The sequence below is a fragment of the Streptomyces sp. NPDC085866 genome, from assembly GCF_044541035.1.
Classification (GTDB): Bacteria; Actinomycetota; Actinomycetes; order Streptomycetales; family Streptomycetaceae; genus Streptomyces.
This window is the reverse complement of sequence record NZ_JBITSQ010000013.1, coordinates 172,394-199,297: the sequence shown is the minus strand read 5'-3', so window position 1 is coordinate 199,297 and position 26,904 is coordinate 172,394. Positions and strand designations below refer to the sequence as shown.

Here is a 26,904-nt window from a genome sequence, read left to right as displayed (position 1 = left end):
TACGGTCATGAGGTGGATCGGGATTGCTCGGATTTCCGGCGCTTGCGTGGGAAATCGGCGGGCTGGCCGAATCGATGCCACCGCCCGCGAAAAGGACGCGGCGTTATTGACCCGCCAGTAAGCACCTCGCTAGGTTCCGGTGGCCTCGCACCAGAGTGTCCTGCCGCACACCCCCCACCGTGCTGTCTTGCCGATTCTTCGGAGCATCATGACCTCCCCCGTGCGCGCCCAAGACCTGATCCTGTGTCTCACCCCCTTCGGAGAACCCGATGCCGGGCCGGCCGTGGCCGCCTGTGGCGCCGGCGCACTCGGCATCCTCGATCTCGGCGACGGCGACCGGCGATCCCGCGAGGAGCTGAACCGGCTGAGCAGAGCGGCGCCGGGGCCCTTCGGCGTCCGGGTGACCGGACGCTGCGCGCTGGACCCCGGCGAACTCGGTGACGCCCCCGACACCGTGGTCCTCGCGCAGGATGCGCCCTGGAACGTGGGTGAAGTGGCCGCGCGGTACCGGTGGTTGGCCGAGGTCACGGATCTGACGCAGGCGCGGGAAGCGGTACGTGCCGGGGCCCATGGGCTGATCGCGCGAGGCACCGAGAGCGGTGGCCGGGTCGGCGGCCTGAGCACCTTCGTTCTGCTCCAACTTCTCCTGGCCGACGACGGGTTGGAGGTTCCGGTCTGGGCCTGTGGCGGTATCGGGCCGCGTACGGCGGCCGCCGCGGTGGCCGGCGGGGCCGCCGGGGTCGTCCTCGACAGCCAATTGGCCCTGCTGGCCGAGTCGCGGCTGCCGGAGGCGGTGCGGGCCGCGCTGCGATCCCTGGACGGTTCCGAGACCGTGGTCGTCGCCGGGCACCGGGTGCTGCGCCGGCGCGGCCCGGACGCCCCGCCTCCGCCCCCGGACGACGCCGAGGCGGTCGCTGCCCTGCTCGGCGCGCGGGATCTGCGCCGCCAACTCCTGCCGGTGGGCCAGGACGGCTTCCTCGCCGCGCGGTTCGCCGAGCGGTGGGGGGATGTGCGGCGGACGGTGCGCGAGGTGAGGGCGGCGATACGGGAGGTCGTCGGGGCGGAGGCCGAAGGGACGGATGACGGCGGGCCGAGGCGGGTGGGTGCCCCGCCCGGTAAGCCGGTGGGCGGCGAGCCGGTCAAGTCGGTGGGCAGCGGTCTGGATGAGCCGGTCGGCGCGGGGGAGGTGGCGCCCGCCGACGGCGAGTCCGTGGGGGTGCTGGACGGTGGGTCGGCGGGGGTCGGCGGTGGGTCGGCGGCGGTCGGCGATGGCCTGACGCAACCGTTCGGCGGTGGGTCGACACTGCCCGGTGGTGGCCCGGCGGAGTTGTTCGGTGGTGGGTTGGGCGAGTGTGCTGAGCGTGGGTGGGCAGTGGCCGGCGGTGGGTCGACACTGCCCGGTGGTGGCCCGGCGGAGTTGTTCGGTGGTGGGTTGGGCGAGTGTGCTGAGCGTGGGTCGGTAGCGGCCGGCGGTGGGTCGACACTGCCCGGCGGTGGGACGGTAGCGGCAGGCGGTGGGGCGACCGAGTCTGCCGACGGTGGGTCGACCGTGCCCGGCCGTGGGACGGCAGTGGCCGACGGTGGCTCGACCGAGGCATTCGTCGGGCGCCCGACCGAATCGCCCGACGCCGAATCGCCCCAGTCCGTCGACCACGACCCCGCCAGTGCCCTGCGCCCCGGCTCCCCCATGAGCCGTGCCCTCGGTACTCGGCTCCCGGTCGCGCAGGGCCCCATGACGCGGGTGAGTGATCAGGCGGGCTTCGCCGCCGCCGTCGCCGCGGACGGGGCGCTGCCCTTCCTGGCGCTGGCCCTCGCCGACGGTGAGCGGACCCGGGCGATGCTGACCGAGGCACATGCCGTGCTGGACGGGCGGTCCTGGGGCGTGGGTGTGCTCGGCTTCGCGCCCGAGGACATCAGGAACGCCCAGCTGGAAGCCGTGCGGGAACTGCGCCCCACGCACGCGATCATCGCGGGCGGACGGCCCGCCCAGGCCGAGGCGCTGGAGCGGGTCGGGATCCGCACCTACCTGCATGTGCCCTCGCCGGGGCTGTTGCGGCAGTTCCTGCAGGCCGGGGCGCGCCGGTTCGTGTTCGAGGGCGCCGAGTGCGGCGGGCACGTCGGACCGCGCGCCTCCTTCCCGTTGTGGGAGGCCCAACTCGCCGTACTGGAGGACTTCCTGGACGACGAAGCCGATGCCGGAACCGCACGGCAGCTGGAGGTGTTCTTCGCGGGCGGGATCCACGACGAGCGGTCCGCCGCGATGACCGCGGCCCTGGCCGCACCGCTCACCACCCGGGGCGCCGCCGTCGGCGTCCTCATGGGCACGGCCTATCTGTTCACCGAGGAGGCCGTCGCGCACGGCGCGATCCAGCCGCTCTTCCAACGGCAGGTCCTGACCGCCACCGCGACCGCCCTGCTGGAGACCGCACCCGGCCACGCCACCCGCTGCGTCCCCAGCCCCTTCACCACGGACTACCGCGCCCGCGAGGCCGGGCTACGCGCGTCCGGTCTGCCCGACCGGGAGGTGTGGGAGGCGCTGGAGCGGCTCAATGTCGGGCGGTTGCGCATCGCGAGCAAGGGCGTCGAGCGGTCGGCAGAGGGCGAGTTGACCGGTGTCGACGAGGAACGGCAGCTCAGCGACGGGATGTTCATGGCCGGTGAGGTCGCCGTCCTGCGCTCGGCGACCACCTCCCTGGCGCAGCTGCATCACGCCGTCACCGACGGCGCCGCCGACCTCCTCGCCGCCCGCGCCCCGCGCCCCGCCGGTCCGCGGGCTTGCGAACCCGCGCCCCCCGCCCCGCTCGACGTCGCCGTCGTCGGCATGGCCTGCATGTTCCCGCAGGCCCCCGACCTCGCCACCTTCTGGGCCAACGTGGTCGCCGGACGCGACGCCGTCACCGAGGTCCCGGCCGACCGGTGGGACCCGGCCGTGCACCACGGGGCCGGCAGCACGGCCTCCAAGTGGGGCGGCTTCCTGCCCCGCATCCCCTTCGACCCGCTGGGCTACGGCATCCCGCCCGCCTCCCTCGGCAGTATCGAACCGGTCCAGCTGCTGTCCCTGGAGGCCGCCCGCAGGGCCCTGGACGACGCCGGTTACGGCGACCGGGGGCGGACGTTCGACCGCTCGCGCACCTCCGTCGTCTTCGGCGCGGAGGCGGGCAGCGACCTGTCCAACGCGGCCACCCTGCGCGCCGTCCTCCCGTCGTACTACGGCAAGGTCCCCGACGGTCTGGAGGAGCAGCTGCCCCGGCTGACCGAGGACTCCTTCCCCGGCATGCTCGCCAACGTCATCTCCGGCCGCATAGCGAACCGGCTGGACCTCGGCGGCGCCAACTACACCGTCGACGCGGCCTGCGCCTCCTCCCTCGCCGCGCTCGACGTGGCCTGCAAGGAACTCGTCTCCGGCGGCAGCGACGTCGTGCTGTGCGGCGGCGCCGACCTGCACAACGGCATCAACGACTTCGTCCTGTTCTCCTCGGTGCACGCCCTCTCGCCGACCGGCCGCTCCCGCGCCTTCGACGGCTCCGCCGACGGCATCGCCCTCGGCGAGGGCGTGGCCTGTGTGGTCCTCAAACGGCTGGCGGACGCCGAGCGCGACGGTGACCGTGTCTACGGCGTGATCAAGGGCCTCGGCTCCGCCAGCGACGGCCGCTCCCTCGGCCTGACCGCACCGCGCCCCGAAGGGCAGCGGGCCGCGCTGCTGCGCGCCTACCGCAACGCCGGCGTCTCACCCGCCGAGGTCGGCCTGGTCGAGGCACACGGCACCGGCACGGTCGTCGGGGACCGAACCGAACTGACCGTACTCGGTGAGGTGTTCGCCGAGGCCGGCGCCGAGACCGGTACCTGCGCGCTCGGCTCGGTCAAGTCACAGATCGGGCACACCAAGTGCGCCGCCGGACTCGCGGGCCTGATCAAGACCACCCTCGCCCTCTACACCGGCGTCAAGCCGCCCACCCTCCACCTGGACCGGCCCAACCCGGCCTGGTCGGAGGAGGAGAGCCCCTTCGCCTTCCACACCCGCGCCCGGCCCTGGGCGGCCCCGGCGGCCGAACGGCTCGCCGGGGTCAGCGCGTTCGGCTTCGGCGGCACCAACTTCCATGCGGTGCTCGGGGCTTACGACGGCGCCGCACCGCCGCAGCAGACCATGGACACCTGGCCCGCCGAGCTGTTCCTGTTCCGCGGGAAGGACACGGCGGCGGCCCACCGGGACGTCGAGGAGATCCTGCGGGCCGCCGAGTCCGACGGCCGGCCCTGGCGCCTGCGCGACCTCGCCCTCGCCGCCGCCCGGCGCGCGGACACCTCCCACGAACCGGTGCGGGCAGCGGTCGTGGCCCGTGATGTCGACGACCTGATCGGGCAGTTGAGACGCATCCTCGCCGGGGAACACGATCCGGCGGCCGACAGCCCCGTCGAGGGCGAGGCCAAGGTCGCCTTCCTCTTCCCCGGCCAGGGCAGCCAGCGGCCCGGCATGCTCGCCGACCTGCTGGTCGCCCTGCCCGAGCTGCGCCACTACCTGCACCTCGGCCGCGCCCACGCCGACGCCCTGTACCCGCCCGCCGCCTTCGACGAGGCCGCCCGCGAGCGCCGTCGGGCCGACCTCACCGACACCCGGGCCGCGCAGCCCGCGCTCGGCATCACCGGCCTGGCCGCCCATGCCTTCCTCACCGCGGCGGGTGTCCAGCCGGACCTCGCGGCCGGACACAGCTACGGTGAACTGGTCGCGCTGAGCGCGGCCGGGGCCCTCGACCCGGAGACCCTGCTGGAGCTGAGCACCGAGCGTGCGAGCGCGATCCTGGCGGCCGCGGGCGACGAACCCGGCACCATGGCCGCCGTCGGAGCCGGTGCCGAGGACGTCGCACGCGCACTGCGCGCCGCGGGGGCGCCCGAGTCGGTCGTCGTCGCCAATCAAAACTCGCCCGATCAGTCGGTGATCTCGGGTCCCACGGCCGAAGTAGAGGCCGCCGTGGGCCGGTTGCGCGAGGCGGGCCTCGGGGTGCGTCGCATCCCGGTCGCCTGTGCCTTCCACAGTCCGGTGGTGGCCGCCGCCGGGGAGCGGTTCGCCAAGGTCCTCGCGGACAAGGCCGTACGGGCCCCCGAGTTCCCCGTCTGGGCCAACCGCACCGCGTCCCCGTACCCGCAGGACGCCGACGCCGTACGCGTCGAACTCGCCGCGCAGATCGGCGCGCCGGTCGCCTTCGCCGCCCAGATCGAGGCGATGTACGAGGCGGGAGCGCGGATCTTCGTGGAGGCGGGCCCCGGCACGGTCCTCACCCGGCTCGTCGGCCGGATCCTCGGCGACCGTCCGCATCGCACCGTCGCCTGCGAGCCCCGCGCCGACAGCGGCCTGCCCGGCTGGCTCGACGCCCTCGCCCAGCTGGCCCTCGCAGGGCTGCCGGTGCGCACCGCCTGGCTCCTCCGGGGCCGCGACGCCGTCGACGCGCTCCGCACGCCGGTACCGCGGCGGCCCGGCTGGACGGTCGACGGACACCTCGTCCGCACCGCCGACGGAGCACTCCTCCCCGGTGCCCTCGCACCGGCCCGACGAGTCGTGGAGACGACTGTGACGACGAACCCGCAGTACGGTGTCCCGGCCGGCCAGGACGCGCTGATCTCCGAATTCCTGCGCACCAGCCGGGAGATGATCGCCGCCCAGCGCGACGTGCTGCTCACCTACTTCGGCGCCGCGCCCGGCGCGACCCCGCAGGCACCGGCCGCCCCCGCACCGATACCGCAGGCCGTGCTCCCGGAGCCGGCCCGACTACCCGCTGCCGCAACGCCGTTGCCCGAGCCCACCGAGCCCGAGCCCGAGCCCGAGCACGACGTCGAGCACGTCGTCCTCGAGATCATCAGCGAGCGCACCGGCTACCCCGTCGACATGATCGAACCCGACCTCGACCTGGAGGCGGATCTGAGCATCGACTCGATCAAGCGGGCCGAGATAGCGGGCGAACTCGCCAGACGCCTGGGGATCGCGGGTGGGGCGGAGATCCTGGACGACGCGGAACTCGAGGAGCTGGCCAAGGCGCGTACGGCGGCGTCGGTGACGGCCTGGCTGACGGCGCGGGTCGGTGGGGGAGCCGGGGCTGTTCCGGAGCCCACCGCAGCTGCCGACCAGAGACCGGCAGCCCCGCACGAGCACACGCCCCTCGGCGAAGCCCCGAAGCGCTGCGAACTGCGCCCGGTGCCCCTCCCGCACCCCTCGGCCGCCCCCGCCGCCACCCTCCCCGGCACCCGGTTCGTGCTCCTCGGCGACGGCGGGGGAGCGGCGGCCGAGGTCGCGGCACGGCTCCGGGAGCACGGCGCCGACACGGTCACCGTCGACCAGGCCCACCTCCTCGGCGAGGCCGACGGCAGGGTCGACGGCGTCCTGTACCTCGGGGCGCTCCCGGGCCCGGAGCTTCCGGTGCTGCCCGAGGCCTTCCCCGTGCTGCAGGCGGCCCTGGCCCGCGCACCGCGCAGCCTGCTGGCCGTGCAGCCGGCCGACGGCGAGGCGGCGGCCCGGTCGGCCGGTCTCCACGGCCTCTTCCGCACCGTCGCCCGGGAGTACCCCGACACCCTCGCCCGGATCGTCACCGTCCCCGACGCCGCCCCCGCGGCCGTCGCCGACGCCCTGCTCGCCGAGCTGCTTGCGCCGGAGCCGGCCCCCGTCGTCCTGCGCACGGACACCGGGCAGCGGCACGGTCTCGAACTGGTGCCCGCGCCCCTGGGCCCGCTCGGCAGCACCGGCGCGGGCCCCGCCGGGGACGGCGCCGCCGAGGCAGCCGCACTCGGCCTGGACCGGGAATCCGTGGTGCTGCTGGTCGGCGGTGCCCGGGGCATCACGGCGAGGTTCGCCGTCGCACTGGCCGCCGCGAGCCGCTGTCGCATCGAGCTGGTCGGCCGCACCCCCGCCCCCACCGCGCCCGAGACCCCGGCGATCGCCGCCGCCCGCACCGCCGTCGAACTGCGCGCCGCTCTCGCAGCGAGCGGCTCGCTGAGACCGGCGGAGGTCAACCGGGCGGCCGAACTCGTCCTCGCCCAGCGGGAGATCACCGCCACCCTCGCGGAGCTCGCCGCCCTCGGCAGCGAGGCCCGCTACCGCTCGGTCGACTTCCGCGAGCGGGACGCCGCTCTCCAGGCCGTCAAGGAGATCCACGCCGAGCACGGCCGGCTCGACGGAGTCGTCTTCGCCGCCGGGGTGATCGAGGACCGGCTGATCGCCGAGAAGAGCCCCGACTCCTTCCGGCGCGTGTACGGCACGAAGACGGCCGGGGCCGCCGCCCTGCTCAGCGCGCTCGACGACCTGCCCGACGGGCCGGGATTCACGGTGCTGTTCGGCAGCATCGCCGCCGTCCTCGGCAACCGCGGCCAGGCCGACTACGCCGCCGCCAACGACGCCCTGGAGCGCCTCGGCGCCGACTGGGCCGAGCGCACCGGCCACCGCGCGCTCACCGTCCACTGGGGCCCCTGGGCGCCCTCCGGGATCCACAGCGGCATGGTCGGTGAGGAACTGGGCCGGGAGTACGCCCGCCGCGGGGTGCAGCTGATCGACCCGGACGAGGGCACCGCTGCCCTGCTCCGGGAACTCGCCTGGGGCGACCGCCCGGCCCGCGCCGTCGTCTACACCGCCTCGGGCTGGTGAGATGACGGAGCCTCAGACTCCCGTCGCCATAGTCGGGATGGCGGTGCTGCTGCCCGGTGCCGCAGGACTCGACGCCTACTGGCGCAACCTGCGCGACGGCGTGGACGCCATCGGCGACGTCCCCGAGGGGCGGTGGGACGCCGGCTACTACCGACCCGGCTCGGCCGCGGAGCCCGCCGTCGCCGACCGGATCTACTGCCGGCGCGGCGGCTTCGTGGACGGACTGGCCGAGGTGGAGGTGACCCGGTACGGCATCATGCCCGCGTCCGTGCCGGGGACCGAGCCCGACCAGCTGATCGCCCTCGACGTGGCCGCCGCCGCGCTCGCCGACGCGGGCGGCACGGACCGGCTGCCGGCGCGGGACCGGATCGGCGTGACCCTGGGCCGCGGCGGCTACCTCACCCCGGGCCTGGTCAGGCTGGACCAGCGCGTGCGCACCGCGAGACAACTCGTGTGCACACTGGGCGAGTTACTGCCCGACCTGTCGCCCGCCCAGCTGGACCGGGTGCGGGAGGCGTTCACCGAACGGCTCGGCCCGGACAGCCCCGAGTCCGCGATCGGCCTGGTCCCCAACCTCGCCGCCTCCCGCATCGCCAACCGGCTCGACCTGCGCGGCCCCGCCTACACCGTGGACGCGGCCTGCGCCTCCTCGCTGGTCGCCGTCGACCAGGCGGTCACCGAACTCACCACCGGACGCTGCGACATGATGCTGGCCGGGGGAGTGCACCACTGCCACGACATCACCCTCTGGAGCGTCTTCTCCCAGCTCCGCGCCCTGTCCCCGAGCCAGCGCATCCGCCCCTTCCACCGCGACGCCGACGGCATCCTCATCGGAGAGGGCACCGGCGTCGTCGTCCTCAAACGGCTCGCGGACGCCGCACGCGACGGCGACCGCGTGTACGCGGTGATCCGCGGGACGGGCGTGGCCAGCGACGGCCGTACCGCCGGGCTCGTCACACCCGACCCCGGCGGCCAGACCCGAGCCGTGCGCCAGGCCTGGCACGCGGCCGGACTCGACCCCGCCGCACCCCACTCCGTCGGCCTGCTGGAGGCGCACGGCACCGCCACCCCCGCCGGTGACGCAGCCGAACTCACCACACTCGCCGAGGTGTTCGGGCCGGGCACGGCCCACGGCGGCCGGCGGCCCGTGCTCGGCTCGGTGAAGTCGATGATCGGCCACACCATGCCGGCCGCCGGTGTGGCCGGCCTGGTCAAGGCCGCCCTCGCGCTGCACCACGGCACACTGCTGCCCACCCTCCACTGCGACGACCCCCACCCCGCCCTCGCGGCCACCCGCTTCCGCACCCTGGAACGGGCGCGCCCCTGGGAGACCGGCCCGGAACAACCGGTCCGGCGGGCCGCCGTGAACGCCTTCGGGTTCGGCGGGATCAACGCCCACGTGGTGCTGGAGGAGGCGCCGGGCGAGCGGGCGAGGACCCGGCATGCCCGGACCACGCCCGCCGAGCCGGAGCGCGTTCTGCTGCTCGCCGCCGACACCCCGGACGACCTCGCCGCCCTCCTCGCCGCCGACGACCCGGCGGTCCTCGCCGCCGGCCTCGATCCCGCCCGGCCGCACCCCGACGCCGGCCCCGTACGCCTCGGCATCGTCGACCCCACCCCCAAACGGCTGGCCCTGGCCCGTCGCGCGGTCGGCAAGGGCCGCGCCTGGCAGGGCCGCAGCGACGTCTGGTTCCGGCCCGCCCCGCTGCTCGGGCCCGGCAAGCTGGCCTTCGTCTTCCCCGGCCTCGAAGGCGGCTTCACGCCCCGCGCCGACGACATCGCAGCCCACTTCGGCCTGCCCCCGCTCGCGGCCACCGGCACGGACGTACGCGTCGACGACGTCGGACGCCACGGCTTCGGTGTCGTGGGCGTGGGCCGGCTCCTGGACGCCGCGCTGCGCCGCATGGGGGTCGTACCGGACGCGGTCGCCGGGCACAGCGTCGGCGAGTGGACGGCCATGGCGGCGGCCGGACTGTACTCGAACGCCCAAGTGGACGCCTTCATGGCCGAGTTCGACCCGGACACGGTGACCGTGCCGGGTCTGGCCTTCGGCGCCGTGGGCGCCTCGGCGGACCGCGTCCGGACGGCTCTCGCCCAGGCCTGGGCCGGCTCCGGGATCGTGCTCTCCCACGACAACGCGCCCCGCCAGTCGATGGTCTGCGGTCCGGACACGGCGGTCCAGGAGTTCGTACGGTCCTTCCGCGCCCAGGGAGTCCTGTGCCAGGTCCTGCCGTTCCGCTCCGGCTTCCACACGCCGATGCTCGAACCGTATCTCGCCCCGATCAAGGAAGCCGCCGACCGCTTCCGGCTCCATCCGCCGACCGTGCCGGTCTGGTCCGGGACGACCGCTGAACCCTTCCCGCAGGACGAGGCGGCGGTGCGCGAGCTGTTCGTACGACACCTGTTGGAGCCCGTCCGCTTCCGCGAGCTGATCGAGTCCCTGTACGCGGCAGGCCACCGCACCTTCGTGCAGACCGGCCCCGGCCAACTTGCCTCCCTCATCGACGACACCCTCGCCGACCGCGATCACCTGGCCGTCGCCGCCAACTCCCCGCACCGCTCCGGAATGACCCAGCTGCGATGCGTGGCGACGGCGTTGTGGACGGCGGGGGCGCGGGTGGCTCCCGCGCTGCCGCCCGCTCCGTCACTGCGGGCGGCGGGCCGCGTCGAAGCGCCCGAGCAGGCGCCCCGTGCGCAGGCATCCGTGACCGCACTTCGCACCCGCGCGTCCGCGGCGGCACCCGCGCGCCCCGCCGTCCGTCTCGATCTGGACGGTGCCCTGGTGTCCCTGGCCGGGCCGGACCTGGACGTGCTGCGGTCGGAGCTGCGGCCGGGCCGGCAGGCGGCGCGCCCCTCGCAGCCGCCCCGCCCCGGCACGTCCTCCCTCGACGACCTCGCCACCCGCTTCCCGGCCGCCGCCGAGCTGACCGCCCTGCTGCGGGACACCGCGGACACCGCGGCGGAGCTGATCGCGGCGCATGGCCACCGAAGCGGCCGAAGCGACGGCGGACCGGCACCACTCCCGGCCACCGCCGCCGTCACGCCCCCCGCTTCGGCGCCCCGCACCCTCGCCCGAGCCGCCGCCCCGGCCCCGGCGCACCCGGCCGTCACACCCCACAGCCCCGTCCCCACCCCAGCACCCGCCACCACCACGGTCCACATCTCCCCCCACTCCATGCCCCACCTCCTGGACCACTGCTTCTTCCCCCAACGCCCCGACTGGCCGGATGTCGAAGACCGTTGGCCGGTGGTCCCCGCCACCACGATCGTCCGCCACATGATGGACGCGGCGGAGGACGCGGCACCCGGCCTGCGCGCCGTCGCCGTGCACGGTGCCCGCTTCGACCGCTGGCTCACCGCCACACCCCCCGTCGACGTGCCCGTCACCGTCACCCCCGACTCCAGCCACCCGGACCGCGTCGCCGTCGCCTTCGGCCCCACGGCCCGTGCCGTGATCGAACTCGCCCCGTACCACCCCGCACCGCCCCCGTCGAGCCCACGCCCGGACGCCCCCGAACGCGTACCCGACCACACCGCCGCACAGATCTACCGCGACCGCTGGATGTTCCACGGCCCGGCCTTCCAGGGCCTCAGCGAACTGACCGCGGTCGGCGCGCGGCACATCCGCGGAGTGATCACCGCCCCCGCGGCGCCCGGCGCCCTGCTCGACAACGTCGGCCAGCTGCTGGGCTACTGGATCATGGCGACGCGCACCGAGCGGACCGTCGTGTTCCCGGTGCAGATGCGGGAGATGCGCTTCCACGGGCCGCATCCGGCCGCCGGGACGAAGGTCGACTGCCTGCTGCGGATCACCTCGCTCACCGACACTCTCCTGGAGGCGGACGCGGAACTGACCGTCGACGGGCAGGTGTGGGCCGTACTCAGCGGCTGGCAGGACCGCCGCTTCGACAACGACCCGCAGACCCGCCCCGTGGAACGCTTCCCCGAGCGCCACACCCTCTCCGAGGCCCGGCCCGGCGGCTGGGCGCTCGTGCACGAGCGGTGGCCCGACCTCGCCTCACGCGAGCTGATCATGCGCAACTCGCTCGGCGGTGCGGAGCGCGCGGAGTACGCGGAGCGCCCGCCGCGCGGCCGCAGACAGTGGTTGCTGGGCCGGATCGCGGTCAAGGACGCCGTACGGCAGTGGCTGTGGCAGCACGGCGAAGGGCCCGTCTTCCCGGCGGAGATCCGCGTGCACAACGACGAACTCGGCCGCCCTTACGTCACCGGCGTGCACGGCCGCACCCTGCCCCCGCTGGACGTCTCGCTCGCCCACCGGGCCGAGGCGGGCGTGGCGATCGTACGGCCGCACACCCCGCGGCCCGGCCCCGGTATCGACATCGAGGAAGTCACCGCGCGCGACCCCGCGACGCTCGCCACCGCCCTCGGCGTGGACGAACTGCGGCTCCTGCGCACGCTCTGCGCGGCCGGCCCCGACGGCGAGGACCTGTGGTTCACCCGCTTCTGGGCCGCCAAGGAGGCCGTGGCGAAGGCCGAGGGGGTCGGATTCGGGGGCCGCCCCAGGGACTTCGCCGTGCGCGAGGCCGCCCCGGACGGCAGCCGGCTGGAGGTCTCCGGTCGGCTGGAGCGCGCCTACACCGTGCACTGCGCACCGGCGAGCAATCCGCCCGCCCTGCCCCGACGGGCCTACGTGGTGGCCTGGACGACGGGACCCGAGTCCGGTGACGGACACGGTGCCGGACCAGGCGATGGACCAGCAGACGAAGCAGCCGAGGAGTACCCGCGATGAACCCCACCCAGCCGGTGCCGGCGCAGCCCACCACCGACACCGTGCTCGCCGACATCACCGGCATGCTCCGCACCCTCCTCGCGGAGTACGGCGAGGACGACGTGGTGATCGGCATGTCCACCACCTTCAACCGCGATCTGGAACTGGAGAGCATCGATCTCGTCACCCTGGCGGGACTGCTGGAGGAGCGGTACGGCCGGCGGGTCAACCTCGCCGAGTTCCTCGCCGGCATGGAGTTCGACGAGATCATCGAGCTGACCGTGGGCCGGCTCGTCGAGTACGTGGTGTGGAGCCTGAAGACCACGGAGGCGGGCTGACCATGGCGATGATCGACGCCGGCGGAATCCGCCTGCACGTCCAGCGGACGGGGCCCGCGGACGGCCGTACCCCGCACGCCACGGTCGTCCTTGTGCACGGGCTGCTCACCGACAGCCTGGCCAGCTACTACTTCACCGTGGCCCCCGCCTTCGCGGCGGCCGGCCTCGACGTCGTCATGTACGACCTGCGCGGACACGGCCGCAGCGAGCGCCCGGCGGACGGCTACACCCTCGACCACAACATCGACGACCTGGAGACACTTCTCGACCGGCTCGGGATCACCGGGCCCGTGCACCTCGTCGGCAACTCCTACGGCGGCACCATCGCCTTCGGTCACGCGGCGCGCCACCCCGACCGCACGGCCAGCCTCACCCTGATCGAGTCAGAACCCGCGACCGCCGCCTGGGCGGTGAAACTGGGCGGCATCCTGCGCCGGGTGCTGAGCGAACTCGCGCACAACGAGCCCGACGCCCTCGCCTGGATCGCCGCCCACCGCGGCCACAACACCGCCCGCCTGGCCAAGGGCGCGGCCCGGCTCGCCCGCGAGACCACCCTCGGCAGGGACATCCCCGCGAGCCGGGTGCTGACCGAGGAGCAGATCAGGGCCGTACGCTGCCCGGTCCTCGGCGTCTACGGCGGCGACTCGGACCTGGTGGACCTGGTGCCGTTGAAGGAGGCGCTGCTCACCGACTTCCGGCCGGTCGTGCTGCCCGGGCACGAGCACTCGGTGCTGGTCGAGGCGGCCCCGGCCGTCGGCGGGCACATCCTGGACCTGATCCACTCCGTCGGCGAGGCGCGGGCGGGGGTCCGGTGAGCGGGTTCCTGTTCGTCGTCCCGCCGCTGGTCGGACACATCAACCCGGCCGTCGGCGTCGCCGCCCGGCTCACCGTGCGCGGACACCGGGTGGCCTGGGCATGCGCCGACCCGGAACTGGTCCGCCGGCTCGCGGGCGAGAACGCGGAGGTGTTCGCCAGCGCCGGCGCGGTGCCGGGCGCCGAAGGTGCCGTACGACCGCCCGACCTGCGGGGCGCGGAGGCGCTGAAGTTCCTCTGGGAGGGGTATCTGGTGCCGCTCGCCGACGCGATGGCGCCAGGCGTCCGCGCGGCCGTCGAGCAGTTCCGCCCCGACGTGGTCGTCGCCGACCAGCAGGCCTTCGCCGGTCCCCTGGTGGCCGAACGCCTCGGCCTGCCCTGGGCGACCTCCGCGACCACCTCGGCCGAGTTCACCGGCGCCTACGACGGCATGCCCAAGGTCGCCGAGTGGCTGCGGCAGCGCCTGGCCGAGCTGCGCACCCGGATCGGCGACCCGGCCGGCATCGCAGACCCGCGCTACTCGCCCCACCTGCTGCTCGTCTTCAGCACGCCCGAACTCATCGGTCCCCAGGCGCCGTTGGGGCAGCGGATCCACTACGTCGGCCCGTCCCTCACCGACCGCCCCGCCGGGCCCGGCTTCCCCTGGGACTGGCTGGATGCCGGCCGGGCGAAGGTCCTGGTGACCCTCGGCACCGCCAACGCCGACGTCGGGGGCCGCTTCCTCGCCGAGTGCCGCACCGCGCTGGGCGAACGCGCCGACCGGGTGCAGGCGGTGCTCGTGGACCCGGGCGCCACCCTGCCCGCCGACCTCTCCGACAAGGACGTGCTGATCCTGCCGTCCGTGCCCCAACTACCGCTGCTGGAACGGATGGACGTGGTCGTCTGTCACGCCGGACACAACACCGTGTGCGAGGCGCTGTGGCACGGTGTCCCGCTCGTCGTGGCGCCCATCCGTGACGACCAGCCCGTGGTGGCCGCCCAGGTCGTGGACGCGGGCGCCGGCGTCCGGGTCCGCTTCGGCCGGGTCACCGCACCCCGGCTGGGCGCGGCCCTCGACACCGTCCTGCACGACCGCGCCCACCGGGCCGCCGCCATGCGCGTCCGCGCGGCGTTCCGCGCCGCGGGCGGCGCTCGCGCGGCCGCCGACCACCTCGAACGTCTGGCAGCACGAAGCAGCGGAGGGACAACGGAGAACCGATGAGCGACCACAGTGACAAGGGCGAGCGCATCGCCGCCCTGCGCCCCGCCTACCAGGCCGACCTCGCCGACGGCACGGAACGCTTCTTCGCACCCCGCCGCACCACCTGCCCCTGGTGCACGTCGAGCAGCCTGACGACCCGCCTGCACACCACCGACCTGCTCCAGCACAAGCCCGGCCGCTTCACCCTCGACCGCTGCACGGACTGCGGACACACCTTCCAGAACCCCCAACTGACGCAAGAGGGGCTGGAGTTCTACTACCGCGACTTCTACGACGGCCTGGGCGAGCAGCGCATGAGCGGCACCTTCGGCGGCCGCACCGCGATGTACCGGGACCGCGCGGAGGCGATGGCACCGCACGATCCCACCCCGAAGAACTGGCTCGACGTCGGCACCGGCCACGGCCACTTCTGCGAGGCCGCCCGCACCGTCCTGCCCGGCACCTCCTTCGACGGTCTCGACTTCACCGACGGCGTCGAACTCGCGGCCCGCGAGGGCCGCGTGGAGCACGCCTACCGTGGCGCCTTCCCCGACCTCGCACCCGAACTCGCCGCCCGCTACGACGTGGTGAGCATGTTCCACTACCTGGAGCACAGCGCCGGCCCCGACCGCGAACTCCGCGCCGCCCACGAGGTCGTACGCCCCGGCGGTCACCTGCTCATCGAGGTACCGGACCCGGAGAGCCGGTACGCCCGGCTCCTCGGCCGCTGGTGGCTGCCCTGGCTCCAGCCGCAGCACCTGCACTTCATGCCGGTCGCCAACCTGCGTCGGCGGCTGGCCGAACTCGGCTTCACGGTGGTCGCCGAGCAGCACGCCGAGCCGCACGACCCGGTCGACCTGCTCGCCGCCGTCTGGCTGGCCCTCGACCACACCGCCCCGCGTGACGACGCACCCTGGCTGCCCGAGCCTCCCGGCGCCCTCCGCCGCTCCCTGCGCACCGCCACCCTCCTGGCAGGCGTCCCCGCCCTGCTCACGGCCACCCTGCTCGACCGCTTCGCGGTACGACCCCTCTCCCACCGCCTCGGCCTGTCCAACGCCTACCGTCTGGTGGCCCGACGCGAGTGACCGGGCTCAGCACACCATGGCGCTCACACCTCGGGTGGTCGCCACACCTCGGCGCTCACAACGCCTTGGCGCGGATCAGCGCCGACAGCACCAGCGCGCCCGGCAGCAGCGGCAGCCAGTCGGTCAGCACCCGGTACCCGATCACGGCCGCGGTGGCCGCTGCCGGCTCGGCGCCGAAGGCGACCAGCGTCCACACCAGCGCCGCGTCCACCGCGAGCCCACCGGGCGACGGCACGGCCCCGACGGCGGTGCCGGCCGCCAGGTAGGCGAGGATCACCTGCTCCCAGGGCAGCCCGAGGCCGAGCGCCGACCCCACACAGACCAGCACACCCCCCTGCAGCAGCGGCATCGCGGCCGCTCCGCCCCATAGGGCCAGCACCCGGCAGGGCCGGCCGTGCACCTCCCGCGCATCGGCGAGGGCGGAGCGCACCAGCCCCGTCACCGGGCGCCGCAACGGCCGTACGACCGTCAGCAGCACGCCCGCCACGGCGAGCACCCCGCCCGCGACGGCGGCGAGGGGCACCAGCAGCCGCCCGTCCGGGAGCAGGTCCCCAAGTCGCCGCCAGGCGGGCGAGGCGGCCAGGAACACCAGGAGCACCAGGGTCTTCGCACCGGACTTCGCCAGCGAGTACAGGCCGATCGAGGCGGTCGCCCGATGCAGCGGCACGCCTCGGGTGCGCAGGAACCGCAGCGTGACGGCGTGTGCGCCGAGGCCGCCGGGCAGCACGTGGTTCGCGGCACCGGCGGCGAACTGGGAGGCCAGGAGCAGCACCGGCGGCACCCGGTCCGGCAGCGCGCCCTGGCGGGCACCGGAGGCCGCCACCCAGTTCAGACAGGTGAACCCGACCCCGGCCAGCAGCCACCAGGGGTCGGCCGCGAGCAGCCGCGTCACACCGCCGAACGCCACGGGCCGGTTGGCCAGTGCCCAGCCCACGGCGAGCAGCAGGGGAGCCAGACAGAGGCCGACCCGGACCGGCCGGGCGGCCATGAGCGAGCCCCGTCCCACTGGAGCCTCGGACTCCGGACACGATGGCGGGACAGGCGGGACAGGCGGGACAGGCGGGACAGGCAAGAGGGGCGAGGGAGGCGAGACGGAGGAGACAGGTGAAACAGGCGGTGGTGCGGGTGGGGAGAGCGGGGACAGTGAGGACACGGGGACGTCGTCCTTCCGCATCGGGCCCCGGCGAGGGACCTGGGGGAAGCGGGGCGGCGAAACCGCCGAGAGCCTTCCCCTCCCGCGTGACAGCTGGATGTCCGAAAGCCGAAGGAGTGAGGGCGGGACGGTGCCGCCGGGTGTCCGCGGGAGCCGTCGTTCACCGCAGACCAGGTAGCCTTCCCGTGGGGCGCGCTGTGCAAGCCACGCCCCGACGGGCAGGGAAGGCGACACGGGAGGAACCGGCGGTGCACGTCCAGGAATGGCTCGACACGGTGCCCCCGGCCGCCGTCTACGCGGTGGTGGCCCTGGTGATCGGCCTGGAGAGCCTGGGCATCCCGTTGCCGGGCGAGATCGTCCTGGTCTCGGCCGCCCTCATGTCCTCCCAGCACTCCGGCATCAACCCGATCGTCCTCGGCGCGTGTGCGACCGCCGGTGCCGTCATAGGCGACTCGATCGGCTACGCGATCGGCCGCAAGGGCGGACGCCCCATGCTGGCCTGGTTGGGGAAGAAGTTCCCGAGACACTTCAGCGAGGGCCACGTCGCCACCGCGGAGCGCTCCTTCGAGAAGTGGGGCATGTGGGCCGTCTTCTTCGGCCGCTTCGTCGCCCTTCTGCGCATCTTCGCCGGCCCCCTCGCGGGCGTCCTCCACATGCCGTACTGGAAGTTCCTGACGGCCAACGTCCTCGGCGGCATCTGCTGGGCGGGCGGCACCACGGCGGTCATCTACTACGTGGGCGTGGTGGCCGAGGACTGGCTGAAGCGCTTCTCGTACCTGGGCCTGGCAGCAGCGGTCCTGATCGGCCTGACGTCGATGCTGATCATCAAGCGCAGGGCGAAGAAGGTCCGAACGGAACAGCGAGAAGCAGAACCTGTCAGCGCCGGGGACTGAGACTCGTCAAGGGGCGCGGGGCTGTGCCGATTTGCGGCTCCGCCGCGTGGGCGCGACAGACCCCCACGCACCCGCACCCGCCGGACGACCTACTCATGCACCCCGCGATGCGCCTTGGCCAACTCCGCGTACATGGTGCCGTTCAGGGTGACCCCCTGCCGCTCCTCCTCGGACAACGCCCGCCTGACCTTCGCCGGTACCCCCGCCACCAGCGACCCGGGCGGCACCACCATCCCCTGAGGCACCAACGCCTGAGCCGCGACGAGCGACCCCGCCCCGATCACGGCCCCGTTGAGGACGGTCGCCCCCATCCCGACGAGACAGTCGTCCTCCACGGTCGCGCCGTGAACGACCGCGTTGTGCCCGATGGACACCCGCTCCCCGACGCTCACCGGAAACCCGGGATCCGCGTGCAGCGTGACGTTGTCCTGCACGTTCGCCTGAGCACCCACGGTGATCCGCTCGACGTCACCCCGCAGCACGGCCCCGTACCAGACACTCGCCCCGGTGTGCAGCGTGACATCGCCGATCACCGATGCCGTGGGCGCCACGAACACATCCGCATCGAGCCGGGGCTCCTTCCCCCCGATGCCCACGATCAGCGCCTTCTGCGTCATCACCGTCTCCTCGCCATGTCAGTGGTACTCCGCACCGTACGTCAGGGGTGGGGCAAAGATCACAGCAGCCTGCCCTCATACCGAAGGCTCCCGCCGAGTAACTTGAGCCCGTGCCGAAGAGCAAGAACACGTTCTCATCCTGGCGACACCGACTGGTGCAGCGCGCCGTCCACGCGGGCTGGGCGTGGGTCCAGCGCACAGGGTCGGTGACCGCCGAGAACCCCGGCCGCCTCCACTTCGGCTCGATCGGCGAAGCCACCCGGCTGGCCTTCCCGCTCGGCACGGTCTTCGGCGAGCCCTGGATCCACCTCGGATCCCACTGCATCATCGGCGAGCAGGTCACCCTCACCGCCGGCCTGATGCCGGACCTGGACCTCGGCCCGGACCCGATCCTGCGCATCGGCGACGGCGTCGTCCTCGGCCGGGGCAGCCATGTCATCGCCGACACCACGGTCACGATCGGCCGCGACTGCTACTTCGGGCCGTACGTCTACGTCACCTCCACCAACCACTCCTACGACGACCCGCACGAGCCCATCGGCAGGCAGTGGCCGCGGATGGAGCCGGTGGAGATCGGACCGGGCTGCTGGATCGGCACGGGCGCGGTGATCCTGCCGGGGGCCCGGATCGGCCGGAACGTGGTCGTGGCGGCCGGCGCCGTGGTGCGCGGGGCCGTGCCCGACCACGCCGTGGTGGCGGGGGCGCCCGCCCGGGTCGTACGGCGCTGGACGCCCGAGGGCGGCTGGCAGCCGCCGCTGAGGACCCCCGCGCCGGTGCCGCTCCCGGAGGGGGTCACGCCGGAGCAGTTGCGCGCGCTGGCCGACCTCGACGAGGAGGGCGTGGAACGGCTGGCCCGCCTGGAGGCCGACGGCTGAGTCAGCCGGTCGCCAGCAGCAGCGTCCCCACCAGGGCGAGGCCCGCGCCCGCGGCCTGTACGGCGCGCAGCCGCTCGCTGAGGAAGCCGCGTGCGGCCAGCGCGGTGACCACGGGGTAGAGGGAGGCGAGCACCGCCGCCACGGTGACCGGGCCGTGCTGGGCGGCGACCGCGTAGGTGCCGTTGGCCGCCACGTCCGCGAGGCCGACGAAGGCCAGCGCCGGCAGCGAGGCCCGGGGCAGACCGCCCTCCGGCAGGGCGGGGTTGCCCCGCCGGACCGACGCGTACAGGGCCGCGCCGCCCGCGGCGACGCTCGTCACGCGCTGCACGAAGAGGGAGAGGAAGAGGCCGGTGACGTTGGTCGAGGCCTCCGTGATCAGGGCGAACACCGTGCCGAAGCCCAGCGCCGCGACCAGCGTGAGCAGGATCGTCTGCCGTTGCACGGGCGCTCCGCGCAGCTGGGGGCCGCCCGCGAGGACGACACCGGTGACGGCGACCGCGATGCCGGCGACCTGCAGGGCCCCCGGGCGTTCGCCGAGGATCAGGCCCACACCGACCGGCACGGCCACACTGAGCGTGGCCAGCGGGGAGACCACGCCCATCGGGCCCAGGGCGAGCGCCTTGTAGAAGGCGAACACGGCCAACGGCCCGGCCAGGCCGGCCGCGACCGCGAACCACAGCCGTGGCCCGGCCTCGCTCCAGCCGCCGGTCGCGACCACGATCGCGCCCAGCACCGCCGCCGCGATCGTTTGGGAGGCGACCACCACCGTCAGCGCGGGCGTGCGTCGTGTCAGCAGCCCGCCGCCGAAGTCGGCCAGACCCCACAGGAGGCTGGTGGTCAGGGCGAAGAACGCTGTCACTGATGCCTCGCAGTACAGTTTGATGAACGAGCGGGTGCATCCCACCGTAGTTCGATTCAGTGAACTCTGCCATCCAGAATATTGAACCCATTGGACGGAACGTGTCGGACCTCGAACTTCTGACCCAGTCCCTGGCGCGCAACGTCAAGCACTGGCGCGCGGTGCGCGGCTTCACCCTGGACGTGCTCGCCGCCCGGGCCGGTGTCAGTCGCGGCATGCTCATCCAGATCGAGCAGGCCCGCACCAACCCGAGCATCGGCACCGTCGTCAAGATCGGCGACGCGCTCGGCGTCAGCATCACCACCCTCCTCGACTACGAGCAGGGCCCGAAGGTCCGCATCGTCCCCGCCGAACGGGCCGTACGGCTGTGGCACACCGACGCCGGCAGCTACAACCGGCTCCTCGCCGGCACCGAGGCGCCCGGACCGTTGGAAATGTGGGACTGGCGGCTGATGCCGGGCGAGCGCAGCCCCTCCGAACCGCACCCCGGCGGCACGGTCGAACTGGTCCACGTCACCGCGGGTGAGCTGACGCTCACCGTGGACGGCGAGGAGTACCGCGTCCCGACCGGCGCGAGCGCCTCCTTCGAGGCCAACCTCCCGCATGTGTACGGCAACACCGGCGACGTACCGATGGAGATGGTCATGGCGGTCTCGGTGCCGCCCGTGCACTGAGATGCCCGTACGGCGGGCGGCCGGGCCTTGCTAGCGTGCGGCCATGCGCGCACCCATCGGCGACTTCGACACCGCCACCCCCGCCCCCGACTGCCTGGACGAACTGACCGCCCCGGTCGCCGACGCCGTACGCCACTGGCGGGGCGGCGTCCCCGCCGACCGGATCCTCTACGTCGAGACCGACCCGCGCTGGGCCGACACGGCCGTCTTCGTCGAGCACTACGGCCGCGACCTGCTGGAGCGGTCGGCGAACTGTGTGGTGGTCGCGGGTAAGCGCGGCGGCGGGACGACCCTCGCGGCGTGTGTGGTGCTCTCCACCACCCGGGTCGACGTGAACGGCGTGGTGCGCCGCCAACTCGGTGCCCGCAAGGCGTCGTTCGCCGCGATGGACACCGCGACCGGCGAGACCGGCATGGAGTACGGCGGCATCACCCCGGTCGGACTGCCCGCCGACTGGCCGGTGTTGGTGGACGCTGCCGTCGTCGACCTGCCCTACGTCCTGGTCGGCAGCGGGCGTCGCCGCGGCAAGCTGCTGGTCCCGGGCAAGGCGCTCGCCGGGCTGCCCGGTGCCGTGGTGCTCGAGGGGCTCGGGGTCGCCTGAGGTCAGGCCGTCAGGTGATGGGCGAGGGCCAGATGCGGGTCCGTCTCGCCCGGCACCGGTGCCGGGTCGGCGTGCACCAGGGCGGCCGTGAGCCTCGGTACGGCGTGCAGCAGGGCGTGTTCCGCCTCGACGGCGATCGCGTGCGCCTGGCGGACCGACACCTCGCCGTCCACCACGACCGCCAGCTCGGCCCGCAGCCGGTGCCCGATCCACCGCAGCCGCAGCTCACCCACCTCGCGCACGCCCGGCACCGCACGCACCGCCCGCTCGGCCCGGTCGACCAGCGCCGGGTCGACGGCGTCCATCACCCGCCGGAACACCTCCCGCGCCGCGTCCCGCAGCACCAGCGTGATCGCGGCGGTGATCGCCAGCCCCACGAGCGGGTCGGCCAGGTGCCAGCCGAGGGCCGACCCGCCGGCCCCGAACAGCACGGCCAGTGAGGTGAATCCGTCCGTCCGCGCATGCAGCCCGTCGGCCACCAGCGCGGCCGAGCCGATCTCCCGGCCCACCCGGATCCGGTACCGGGCCACCCATTCGTTGCCCACGAACCCGACCAGCGCGGCCACCGCGACGGCCGGCAGATGTGCCACCGGGCGCGGGTCCAGCAGCCGCCCGACGGCCGCCCAGGCCGCGAACGCGGCGGAGGCGGCGATGGTCAGCACGATCGCGAGCCCCGCGAGATCCTCGGCGCGCCCGTAGCCGTAGGTGAACCGCCGGGTCGCCGCCCGCCGCCCCAGCACGAAGGCGATGCCCAGCGGTACGGCCGTCAGCGCGTCGGCCGCGTTGTGCACGGTGTCCCCGAGCAGCGCCACCGAACCGGAGAGGGCCACCACCACGGCCTGTGCCAGCGCGGTCGCCCCGAGCACGGCCAGTGACACCCACAGTGCGCGCATGCCCCGCGCCGAGGACTCCAGGGCGGGATCGAGCTTGTCGGCGGTCTCGTGAGAGTGCGGGGTGAGGAGATGGGCGAGGCGGTGGCGCAGGCCGGGGGAGGGGTGGGGATGAGCATGGCGGTGACCGTGGTCGTGGCCACGGTCGTCGTGGTGACCGTGCTCGTGGGGTAGGCCCTGCTCGTGGGGTTGGCCATGGGGCTGCTGGCCGTGCCCGTGCGTGTGCCGGTCGCTCACGTGGATCCCCTTCCGGTGGGTGGGAACGAACGCGCGGGTGGGAATGGACGCGCGCCGCCCACGGAGCCATTATGTGCGTATGAGCGCACGCATGCACCTATCACCTGCGCACCATGCGCAGCCGCGCACCCCGGGCGACGAGCAGTTCACGGTGGCCGCCGAACTCCTCGCCCTGCTCGGCGACCGTACCCGCCTCACCCTGCTGCACGCCCTGACGGCAGGCGAGGCCGACGTCACCACCCTCACCGAGGTGTGCGGCGCCGCCCGCCCCGCCGTCAGCCAGCACCTGGCCCGGCTGCGCCTCGCGGGCCTGGTGAGCACCCGCAAGGAGGGCCGCCGCGTGGTCTACGCGCTGCGCGACGGCCATCTGCGCCGCCTGGTCGACGAGGCGCTGAAGGTGGCCGACCACCGCCTCGCCGAACGGGTCACCGCAGCGGGGTCGAACGGGTCGCCGCACCAGGGCGCTGAGCCGCTCCAGTAGGGCCGGCACCTGGTCCGGATCGCCGGTCGCCGCCGCCACGGCAGGGCCCTGGGGTGCCTCCCGTGCGACTCTCATGCGCCTTGGGGGCTTGGGAGCGCCACTTCGCCGGCCGGCCTGGCCATGGCCCTCGCGGTCGTCCTGCTCGCTCTCGCCGGGGCGGTCCTGTACCTGACCCGGCCGCGCGCGGCGGTCGCCGCCTGATGCGGCCGGCGTGCGCTCAGAACACGGTGGCCGCGCCCAGGTACTGCTCGGCGAAGGCCGCCGCGGCGGCGGGCGAGGTGAACAGGCGGCGCAGCCGGGCGATCGTGGTGCCGGCCCGGAAGGGATCACCCGAGGCGACCCCGTGGTAGATGTCCGACAGCCACTGCGAGAACTCCTGGTAGTCCCACACTCGCCGCAAGGCCGCCTCCGAGTAGCCGTCCAGGCCGCCCCTGTCGCCCCGGGTGAGCTGCCCGACGAGCGCGTCGCCGAGCAGGAAGGCGTCGTGCAGGGCGAGGTTCATGCCCTTGGCCGCGATCGGCGCCGTGAGATGACCGGCGTCTCCGGCCAGCAACAGCCGCCCGTGGGCAAGGGGTTCGACGACGTAGTGGTGCATGTCCAGCACGCGCTTCTCGATCAGCCGGCCCTCGGTCAGCGGCGGCGCGCCGGCCGCGCCGAGCCGGGCGTGCAGCTCGGCCCAGACCCGCTCGTGCGGCCAGTTCCCGGGATCGTCGCCGGGCGGGCACTGCAGGTAGTAGCGGGTGACCTCGGGGCTGCGGGCCATGTGCCCGGCGAAGCCGTTCGGGTGGACGCCGAACAGGACGCAGTCGGAGGAGGGCGGGGCCTCGGCGAGCAGCGCCAGCCAGCCGATGCCGTCGTCCTGCCGAGCGATCCGTGTCCCCTCCGGGGGCATCGCGTCCCGGGTCAGCCCGCGCGCTCCGTCGCAGCCCGCGACGAACTCGCAGCGCAGCAGCCGCCGTTCACCGGTCTCCGGGCACCGGTACGACACCGCGGGCCGGTCCGAGTCCAGGTCGTGCAGTTGCACGTCGCGCACACCGAAGCGGATGTCGCCGCCGCGTACGTCGGCGTACTCCCGCACCAGATCCGTCACCAGCAGCGGCTGCGGGTAGACGTAGTGGTGGTGGCCCGTGAGGTGGCCGTAGGAGAACCGGAACCGTTCGCCGCCGAAGCGGAACTCGCAGGTGTCGTGCACCTGGGCCCGCTCCAGCGGGTTCGCCGTCAGGCCGCGGCGCGCGAGTTCGCGTACCGCCCATTCCTCGATCACACCGGCTCTCGGCCGGGTCTCGATGAACTGCCTGCTCTCGGTCTCCAGGACCACGCAGTCGACGGAGGCGTCCCGCAGGATCGTGCCGACGGTGAGCCCGGCGGGCCCGGCGCCCACGACGACGACCGTACGGCGTTCCTCGGGCATGGAGTTGGGGTGGGGGGAGGGGTGCGTCACCCCGGCATTATGACGGTGTCCCGTCAGCCACGGCGCAGTTGCCGCGGCTGACGGGACACCGGGTGAGGTGCGGGGTCAGTGCGCCGGAGCGTCGGTGACCACGACCTCCTCGATGCTGCGCTCGATCGCCTCGGTCTTCGAGGCGGTGGCCTTGGCCCAGTAGTAGATGACCAGGGAGAACACCGTGACCACCGCGATGTCCCAGTACAGCGGGATGGTGCCGTTGCCGCCGAAGGTGCTCAGGTAGGAGATCACACCGAGGCCGGCCAGGTAACCGGGAAGCCACTGCGCGGCCTTGAAGTCCAGCCGGGGCGCGTCGGGCAGGTTCTTGCGGATCGCGTACCAGGCGTAGGAACCGAGCAGCACGTAGCCGATCAGGATCGCAGCGCCGAGCCGCCACAGGGTGTCCCAGCCGGACCAGAAGATGATCAGGTTGGCGACCACGAACGACAGCGGCGAGACGAACTTGCCGAAGGGCAGCCGGTACGGGCGCTCGTGGTGCGGCAGGCGGTCGGCGAAGACGCCGTAGGCCAGCGGCGCGCCTGCGTACATCAGGACGCTCGCCGAGGTGATGAAGCTGACCAGCTCCTGCCAGCTGGGGAACGGCAGGAAGCAGATCACACCGGTCACGAACGAGACCACCAGGCCGAACCACGGCACACCGCGCTTGTCCGTCTTGGCGAACACCTTCGGCGCGTAGCCGTTCTTGGCCAGGCCGTAGGAGATGCGGGAGGTGGCGGTGGTGTAGATCAGGCCGGTGCCGCCGGGGGAGATGATGGCGTCGGCGTACAGGACGAAGCTCAGCCAGCCGAGGCCCACCAGCGTGGCCAGACCCGCCCAGGGGCCGCTGATGCCGGGGAAGTCGAGCTTCGCCCAGCCCTGCGCGAAGGAGCTGTGCGGCAGCGCGACGATGAACACGACCTGGAGCAGGATGTAGATCACCGAGCCGATCGCCACCGAACCGAGGGTCGCGCGGGGCAGGTCACGCTTCGGGTTGCGGCTCTCGCCGGCCAGCTGGATCGCCTGCTCGAAGCCGAGCAGCGCGAAGATGATGCCGCTGGAGCTGATCGCACCGAGGACGCCCTTGGCACCGAAGGGCGCGAAGCCCTCGGAGGTGAAGTTGCCCGGGTGGAAGTTGCCGATGGCGATGACGAAGATCGCGGCGAGCGGGACGGCGATCTTCCACCAGGTGGCGGCGCTGTTGGTGTGGGCGAGGACACGGACACCGAGGAAGTTGACCGCGACGAAGACCGCCATGAGGACGACCGCGGTGACGATGCCACTCGCGGTGAGCGTTCCGTCCGTGCGCTGCAGCCCGTCGGCCCAGCTCCAGTGCTTGGCGTAGCCGATCATGGCTTCGACCTCGATCGGCGCCACGGTGGCCGCCTGGAGCCAGGAGAACCAGCCGAACGACATGCCGGCCAGGCCGCCGAAGGCGTAGTGCGGGTAGCGGGCAGTGCCACCGGCCACCGGGAACATGCCGCCGAGCTCGGCGTGCACCAGCGCCAGCAGCACGATGGCCACCGCGCCGATCACCCACGAGATGATCGCCGCGGGGCCCGCGACCACGACGGCCTTCTCGGCGCCGAACAGCCAGCCGGACCCGATGATGGAGCCCACGGAGGCCCACATCAGACCGATCAGGCCGACGTCACGGCGCAGGCCGCCCTGGTCCTTCGCGGTTATGGGCGCTGCATGGTCGACTTTCACCATGTCAAGTGGCCTCTCAGATCGTTTAACGCAGACTTAACGAACAACAGCGCCACACAGTAGGGATGCTTTCTGCGCCGCCAAAAGACTCTTGGTGAAGTCTTGACCTCGGATCTTGCCCCTCTTGGTCTCAGTATTCGCACAGGTCAGAGGGTGGCTCGAATGTCAATATTCAGCCGAGAATTGTGAGAAGAAGGTGAGACAGTCAGCTGAGGAGGGGAATTTCGATCGCCGGGCAGCGGTCCATGACCATGTCAAGCCCCGCCGCCCGGGCCCGCTCGTGGGCGGCCTCGTCCACCACTCCGAGCTGGAACCAGACCGCCTTCGCGCCCTTGGCGACGGCCTCGTCGGCGACTGCTCCGGCCAGCTCGCTGTTGACGAAGACATCGACGACGTCGACCTCGAAGGGGATGTCCGCGAGGCAGGCGTAGCCCTGCTCGCCGTGCACCGTCTCCGCCTTCGGGTGCACCGGCACGATCCGCTTTCCGTAGCGCTGCAGCACCTGCGCCACGCCGTACGCGGCCCGCCGCTGGTTGGCGGACAGGCCGACAACCGCCCAGGTGTCGCCCAGCTCGGTCAGAATCCTGCGGATCGTCGCTTCGTCGCCGTACACGGCCGCCTCCTCGGGCTGCGGTAACTGTCGTCGGGCGAAAACAGCGCACTTCAGGCGCTGATTCCCCCCGGAACCCCGCCACGGCGACCGGAAT

Annotated in this window: 18 protein-coding genes; 11 read left to right on the top strand and 7 right to left on the bottom strand. The window is 73.6% G+C overall.

The genetic code is table 11. The annotated features are described in order from the left end of the window. Window positions 1-208: 208 nt before the first annotated feature. Genes ACIF83_RS31410 through ACIF83_RS31385 form a run of 6 tightly spaced genes read left to right on the top strand, consistent with a single transcriptional unit; the run spans window position 209 to window position 15,766 of the window. Window positions 209-7,621, top strand: a complete 7,413-nt coding sequence (locus ACIF83_RS31410) for an SDR family NAD(P)-dependent oxidoreductase (protein WP_399731965.1) — start codon at window positions 209-211, stop codon at window positions 7,619-7,621. Window position 7,622: 1 nt separating this feature from the next. Beyond that, the gene (locus tag ACIF83_RS31405) at window positions 7,623-12,371 is read left to right on the top strand and encodes a beta-ketoacyl synthase N-terminal-like domain-containing protein (protein WP_399731962.1); all 4,749 of its coding nucleotides are present in this window, start codon (window positions 7,623-7,625) and stop codon (window positions 12,369-12,371) included. Then, window positions 12,368-12,688: an acyl carrier protein gene (locus ACIF83_RS31400; RefSeq protein ID WP_094219583.1), complete on the top strand. Its 321-nt coding sequence runs from the start codon at window positions 12,368-12,370 to the stop codon at window positions 12,686-12,688. Before ACIF83_RS31405 ends, ACIF83_RS31400 begins: the two co-directional genes overlap by 4 nt. Window positions 12,689-12,690: 2 nt before the next feature. Further along, the gene (locus ACIF83_RS31395; RefSeq protein WP_393482447.1) at window positions 12,691-13,503 is read left to right on the top strand and encodes an alpha/beta fold hydrolase; all 813 of its coding nucleotides are present in this window, start codon (window positions 12,691-12,693) and stop codon (window positions 13,501-13,503) included. After that, window positions 13,500-14,702, top strand: coding sequence for a nucleotide disphospho-sugar-binding domain-containing protein (locus ACIF83_RS31390; protein WP_398139666.1), 1,203 nt, complete (start codon window positions 13,500-13,502; stop codon window positions 14,700-14,702). Before ACIF83_RS31395 ends, ACIF83_RS31390 begins: the two co-directional genes overlap by 4 nt. Further along, window positions 14,699-15,766: a class I SAM-dependent methyltransferase gene (locus ACIF83_RS31385; RefSeq protein ID WP_399731958.1), complete on the top strand. Its 1,068-nt coding sequence runs from the start codon at window positions 14,699-14,701 to the stop codon at window positions 15,764-15,766. Before ACIF83_RS31390 ends, ACIF83_RS31385 begins: the two co-directional genes overlap by 4 nt. 55 nt (window positions 15,767-15,821) lie before the next feature. Here the strand turns inward: ACIF83_RS31385 and ACIF83_RS31380 are convergent, their stop codons facing one another. Then, window positions 15,822-16,754, bottom strand: a complete 933-nt coding sequence (locus ACIF83_RS31380; protein ID WP_399731955.1) for a YbhN family protein — start codon at window positions 16,752-16,754, stop codon at window positions 15,822-15,824. Window positions 16,755-17,167: 413 nt separating this feature from the next. Here ACIF83_RS31380 and ACIF83_RS31375 point away from each other — a divergent pair, with 413 nt between their 5' ends. Further along, entirely contained in the window at window positions 17,168-17,812 is a 645-nt protein-coding gene (locus ACIF83_RS31375) for a DedA family protein (protein ID WP_398139663.1), read from the top strand. Window positions 17,813-17,901: 89 nt separating this feature from the next. Here the strand turns inward: ACIF83_RS31375 and ACIF83_RS31370 are convergent, their stop codons facing one another. Then, window positions 17,902-18,429, bottom strand: a complete 528-nt coding sequence (locus tag ACIF83_RS31370) for a gamma carbonic anhydrase family protein (RefSeq protein WP_398139662.1) — start codon at window positions 18,427-18,429, stop codon at window positions 17,902-17,904. A 110-nt stretch (window positions 18,430-18,539) separates the two neighbouring features. On the opposite strand from ACIF83_RS31370, the gene ACIF83_RS31365 reads away from it, so the two are divergent. After that, the gene (locus ACIF83_RS31365) at window positions 18,540-19,304 is read left to right on the top strand and encodes an acyltransferase (RefSeq protein ID WP_399731953.1); all 765 of its coding nucleotides are present in this window, start codon (window positions 18,540-18,542) and stop codon (window positions 19,302-19,304) included. A gap of 1 nt (window position 19,305) precedes the next feature. Here ACIF83_RS31365 and ACIF83_RS31360 read toward each other — a convergent pair whose 3' ends face one another. Continuing rightward, complete coding sequence (locus tag ACIF83_RS31360; RefSeq protein ID WP_399731950.1) at window positions 19,306-20,163, bottom strand: EamA family transporter; 858 nt, start codon at window positions 20,161-20,163, stop codon at window positions 19,306-19,308. 101 nt (window positions 20,164-20,264) lie between these two features. Between ACIF83_RS31360 and ACIF83_RS31355 the strand changes: the two genes are divergently transcribed. Continuing rightward, window positions 20,265-20,837 (top strand): helix-turn-helix domain-containing protein, encoded by a 573-nt coding sequence (locus tag ACIF83_RS31355; RefSeq protein WP_390774280.1) that lies wholly within the window; start codon window positions 20,265-20,267, stop codon window positions 20,835-20,837. A gap of 43 nt (window positions 20,838-20,880) precedes the next feature. Next, entirely contained in the window at window positions 20,881-21,438 is a 558-nt protein-coding gene (locus ACIF83_RS31350) for a YbaK/EbsC family protein (RefSeq protein ID WP_399731946.1), read from the top strand. Between the two features lie 2 nt (window positions 21,439-21,440). Here ACIF83_RS31350 and ACIF83_RS31345 read toward each other — a convergent pair whose 3' ends face one another. Further along, a complete protein-coding gene (locus ACIF83_RS31345; protein ID WP_399731944.1) occupies window positions 21,441-22,565 on the bottom strand; it encodes a cation diffusion facilitator family transporter in 1,125 nt (374 codons plus the stop codon). Window positions 22,566-22,644: 79 nt separating this feature from the next. Between ACIF83_RS31345 and ACIF83_RS31340 the strand changes: the two genes are divergently transcribed. Then, entirely contained in the window at window positions 22,645-23,046 is a 402-nt protein-coding gene (locus ACIF83_RS31340) for an ArsR/SmtB family transcription factor (protein ID WP_393482418.1), read from the top strand. A gap of 217 nt (window positions 23,047-23,263) precedes the next feature. On the opposite strand, the gene ACIF83_RS31335 is transcribed toward ACIF83_RS31340, so the two are convergent. The 3 genes from ACIF83_RS31335 to ACIF83_RS31325 all read right to left on the bottom strand — a co-directional run bounded on the left by ACIF83_RS31335 (window position 23,264) and on the right by ACIF83_RS31325 (window position 26,810). Continuing rightward, window positions 23,264-24,487, bottom strand: a complete 1,224-nt coding sequence (locus ACIF83_RS31335) for a 4-hydroxybenzoate 3-monooxygenase (RefSeq protein WP_399731941.1) — start codon at window positions 24,485-24,487, stop codon at window positions 23,264-23,266. A gap of 75 nt (window positions 24,488-24,562) precedes the next feature. After that, window positions 24,563-26,200: an APC family permease gene (locus ACIF83_RS31330; protein WP_399731938.1), complete on the bottom strand. Its 1,638-nt coding sequence runs from the start codon at window positions 26,198-26,200 to the stop codon at window positions 24,563-24,565. Window positions 26,201-26,402: 202 nt separating this feature from the next. Further along, complete coding sequence (locus ACIF83_RS31325; protein ID WP_393482407.1) at window positions 26,403-26,810, bottom strand: CoA-binding protein; 408 nt, start codon at window positions 26,808-26,810, stop codon at window positions 26,403-26,405. Window positions 26,811-26,904 lie beyond the last annotated feature (94 nt).

Excerpts from the sequence above, each read along its gene's own strand:
- ACIF83_RS31395 (WP_393482447.1), top strand. The coding sequence starts at position 12,691 with ATGGCGATGATCGACGCCGGCGGAATCCGCCTGCACGTCCAGCGGACG.
- ACIF83_RS31385 (WP_399731958.1), top strand. The coding sequence starts at position 14,699 with ATGAGCGACCACAGTGACAAGGGCGAGCGCATCGCCGCCCTGCGCCCC.
- ACIF83_RS31410 (WP_399731965.1), top strand. The coding sequence starts at position 209 with ATGACCTCCCCCGTGCGCGCCCAAGACCTGATCCTGTGTCTCACCCCC.
- ACIF83_RS31370 (WP_398139662.1), bottom strand. The coding sequence starts at position 18,429 with ATGACGCAGAAGGCGCTGATCGTGGGCATCGGGGGGAAGGAGCCCCGG.
- ACIF83_RS31380 (WP_399731955.1), bottom strand. The coding sequence starts at position 16,754 with ATGGCCGCCCGGCCGGTCCGGGTCGGCCTCTGTCTGGCTCCCCTGCTG.
- ACIF83_RS31405 (WP_399731962.1), top strand. The coding sequence starts at position 7,623 with ATGACGGAGCCTCAGACTCCCGTCGCCATAGTCGGGATGGCGGTGCTG.
- ACIF83_RS31340 (WP_393482418.1), top strand. The coding sequence starts at position 22,645 with ATGAGCGCACGCATGCACCTATCACCTGCGCACCATGCGCAGCCGCGC.
- ACIF83_RS31330 (WP_399731938.1), bottom strand. The coding sequence starts at position 26,200 with ATGGTGAAAGTCGACCATGCAGCGCCCATAACCGCGAAGGACCAGGGC.
- ACIF83_RS31400 (WP_094219583.1), top strand. The coding sequence starts at position 12,368 with ATGAACCCCACCCAGCCGGTGCCGGCGCAGCCCACCACCGACACCGTG.
- ACIF83_RS31350 (WP_399731946.1), top strand. The coding sequence starts at position 20,881 with ATGCGCGCACCCATCGGCGACTTCGACACCGCCACCCCCGCCCCCGAC.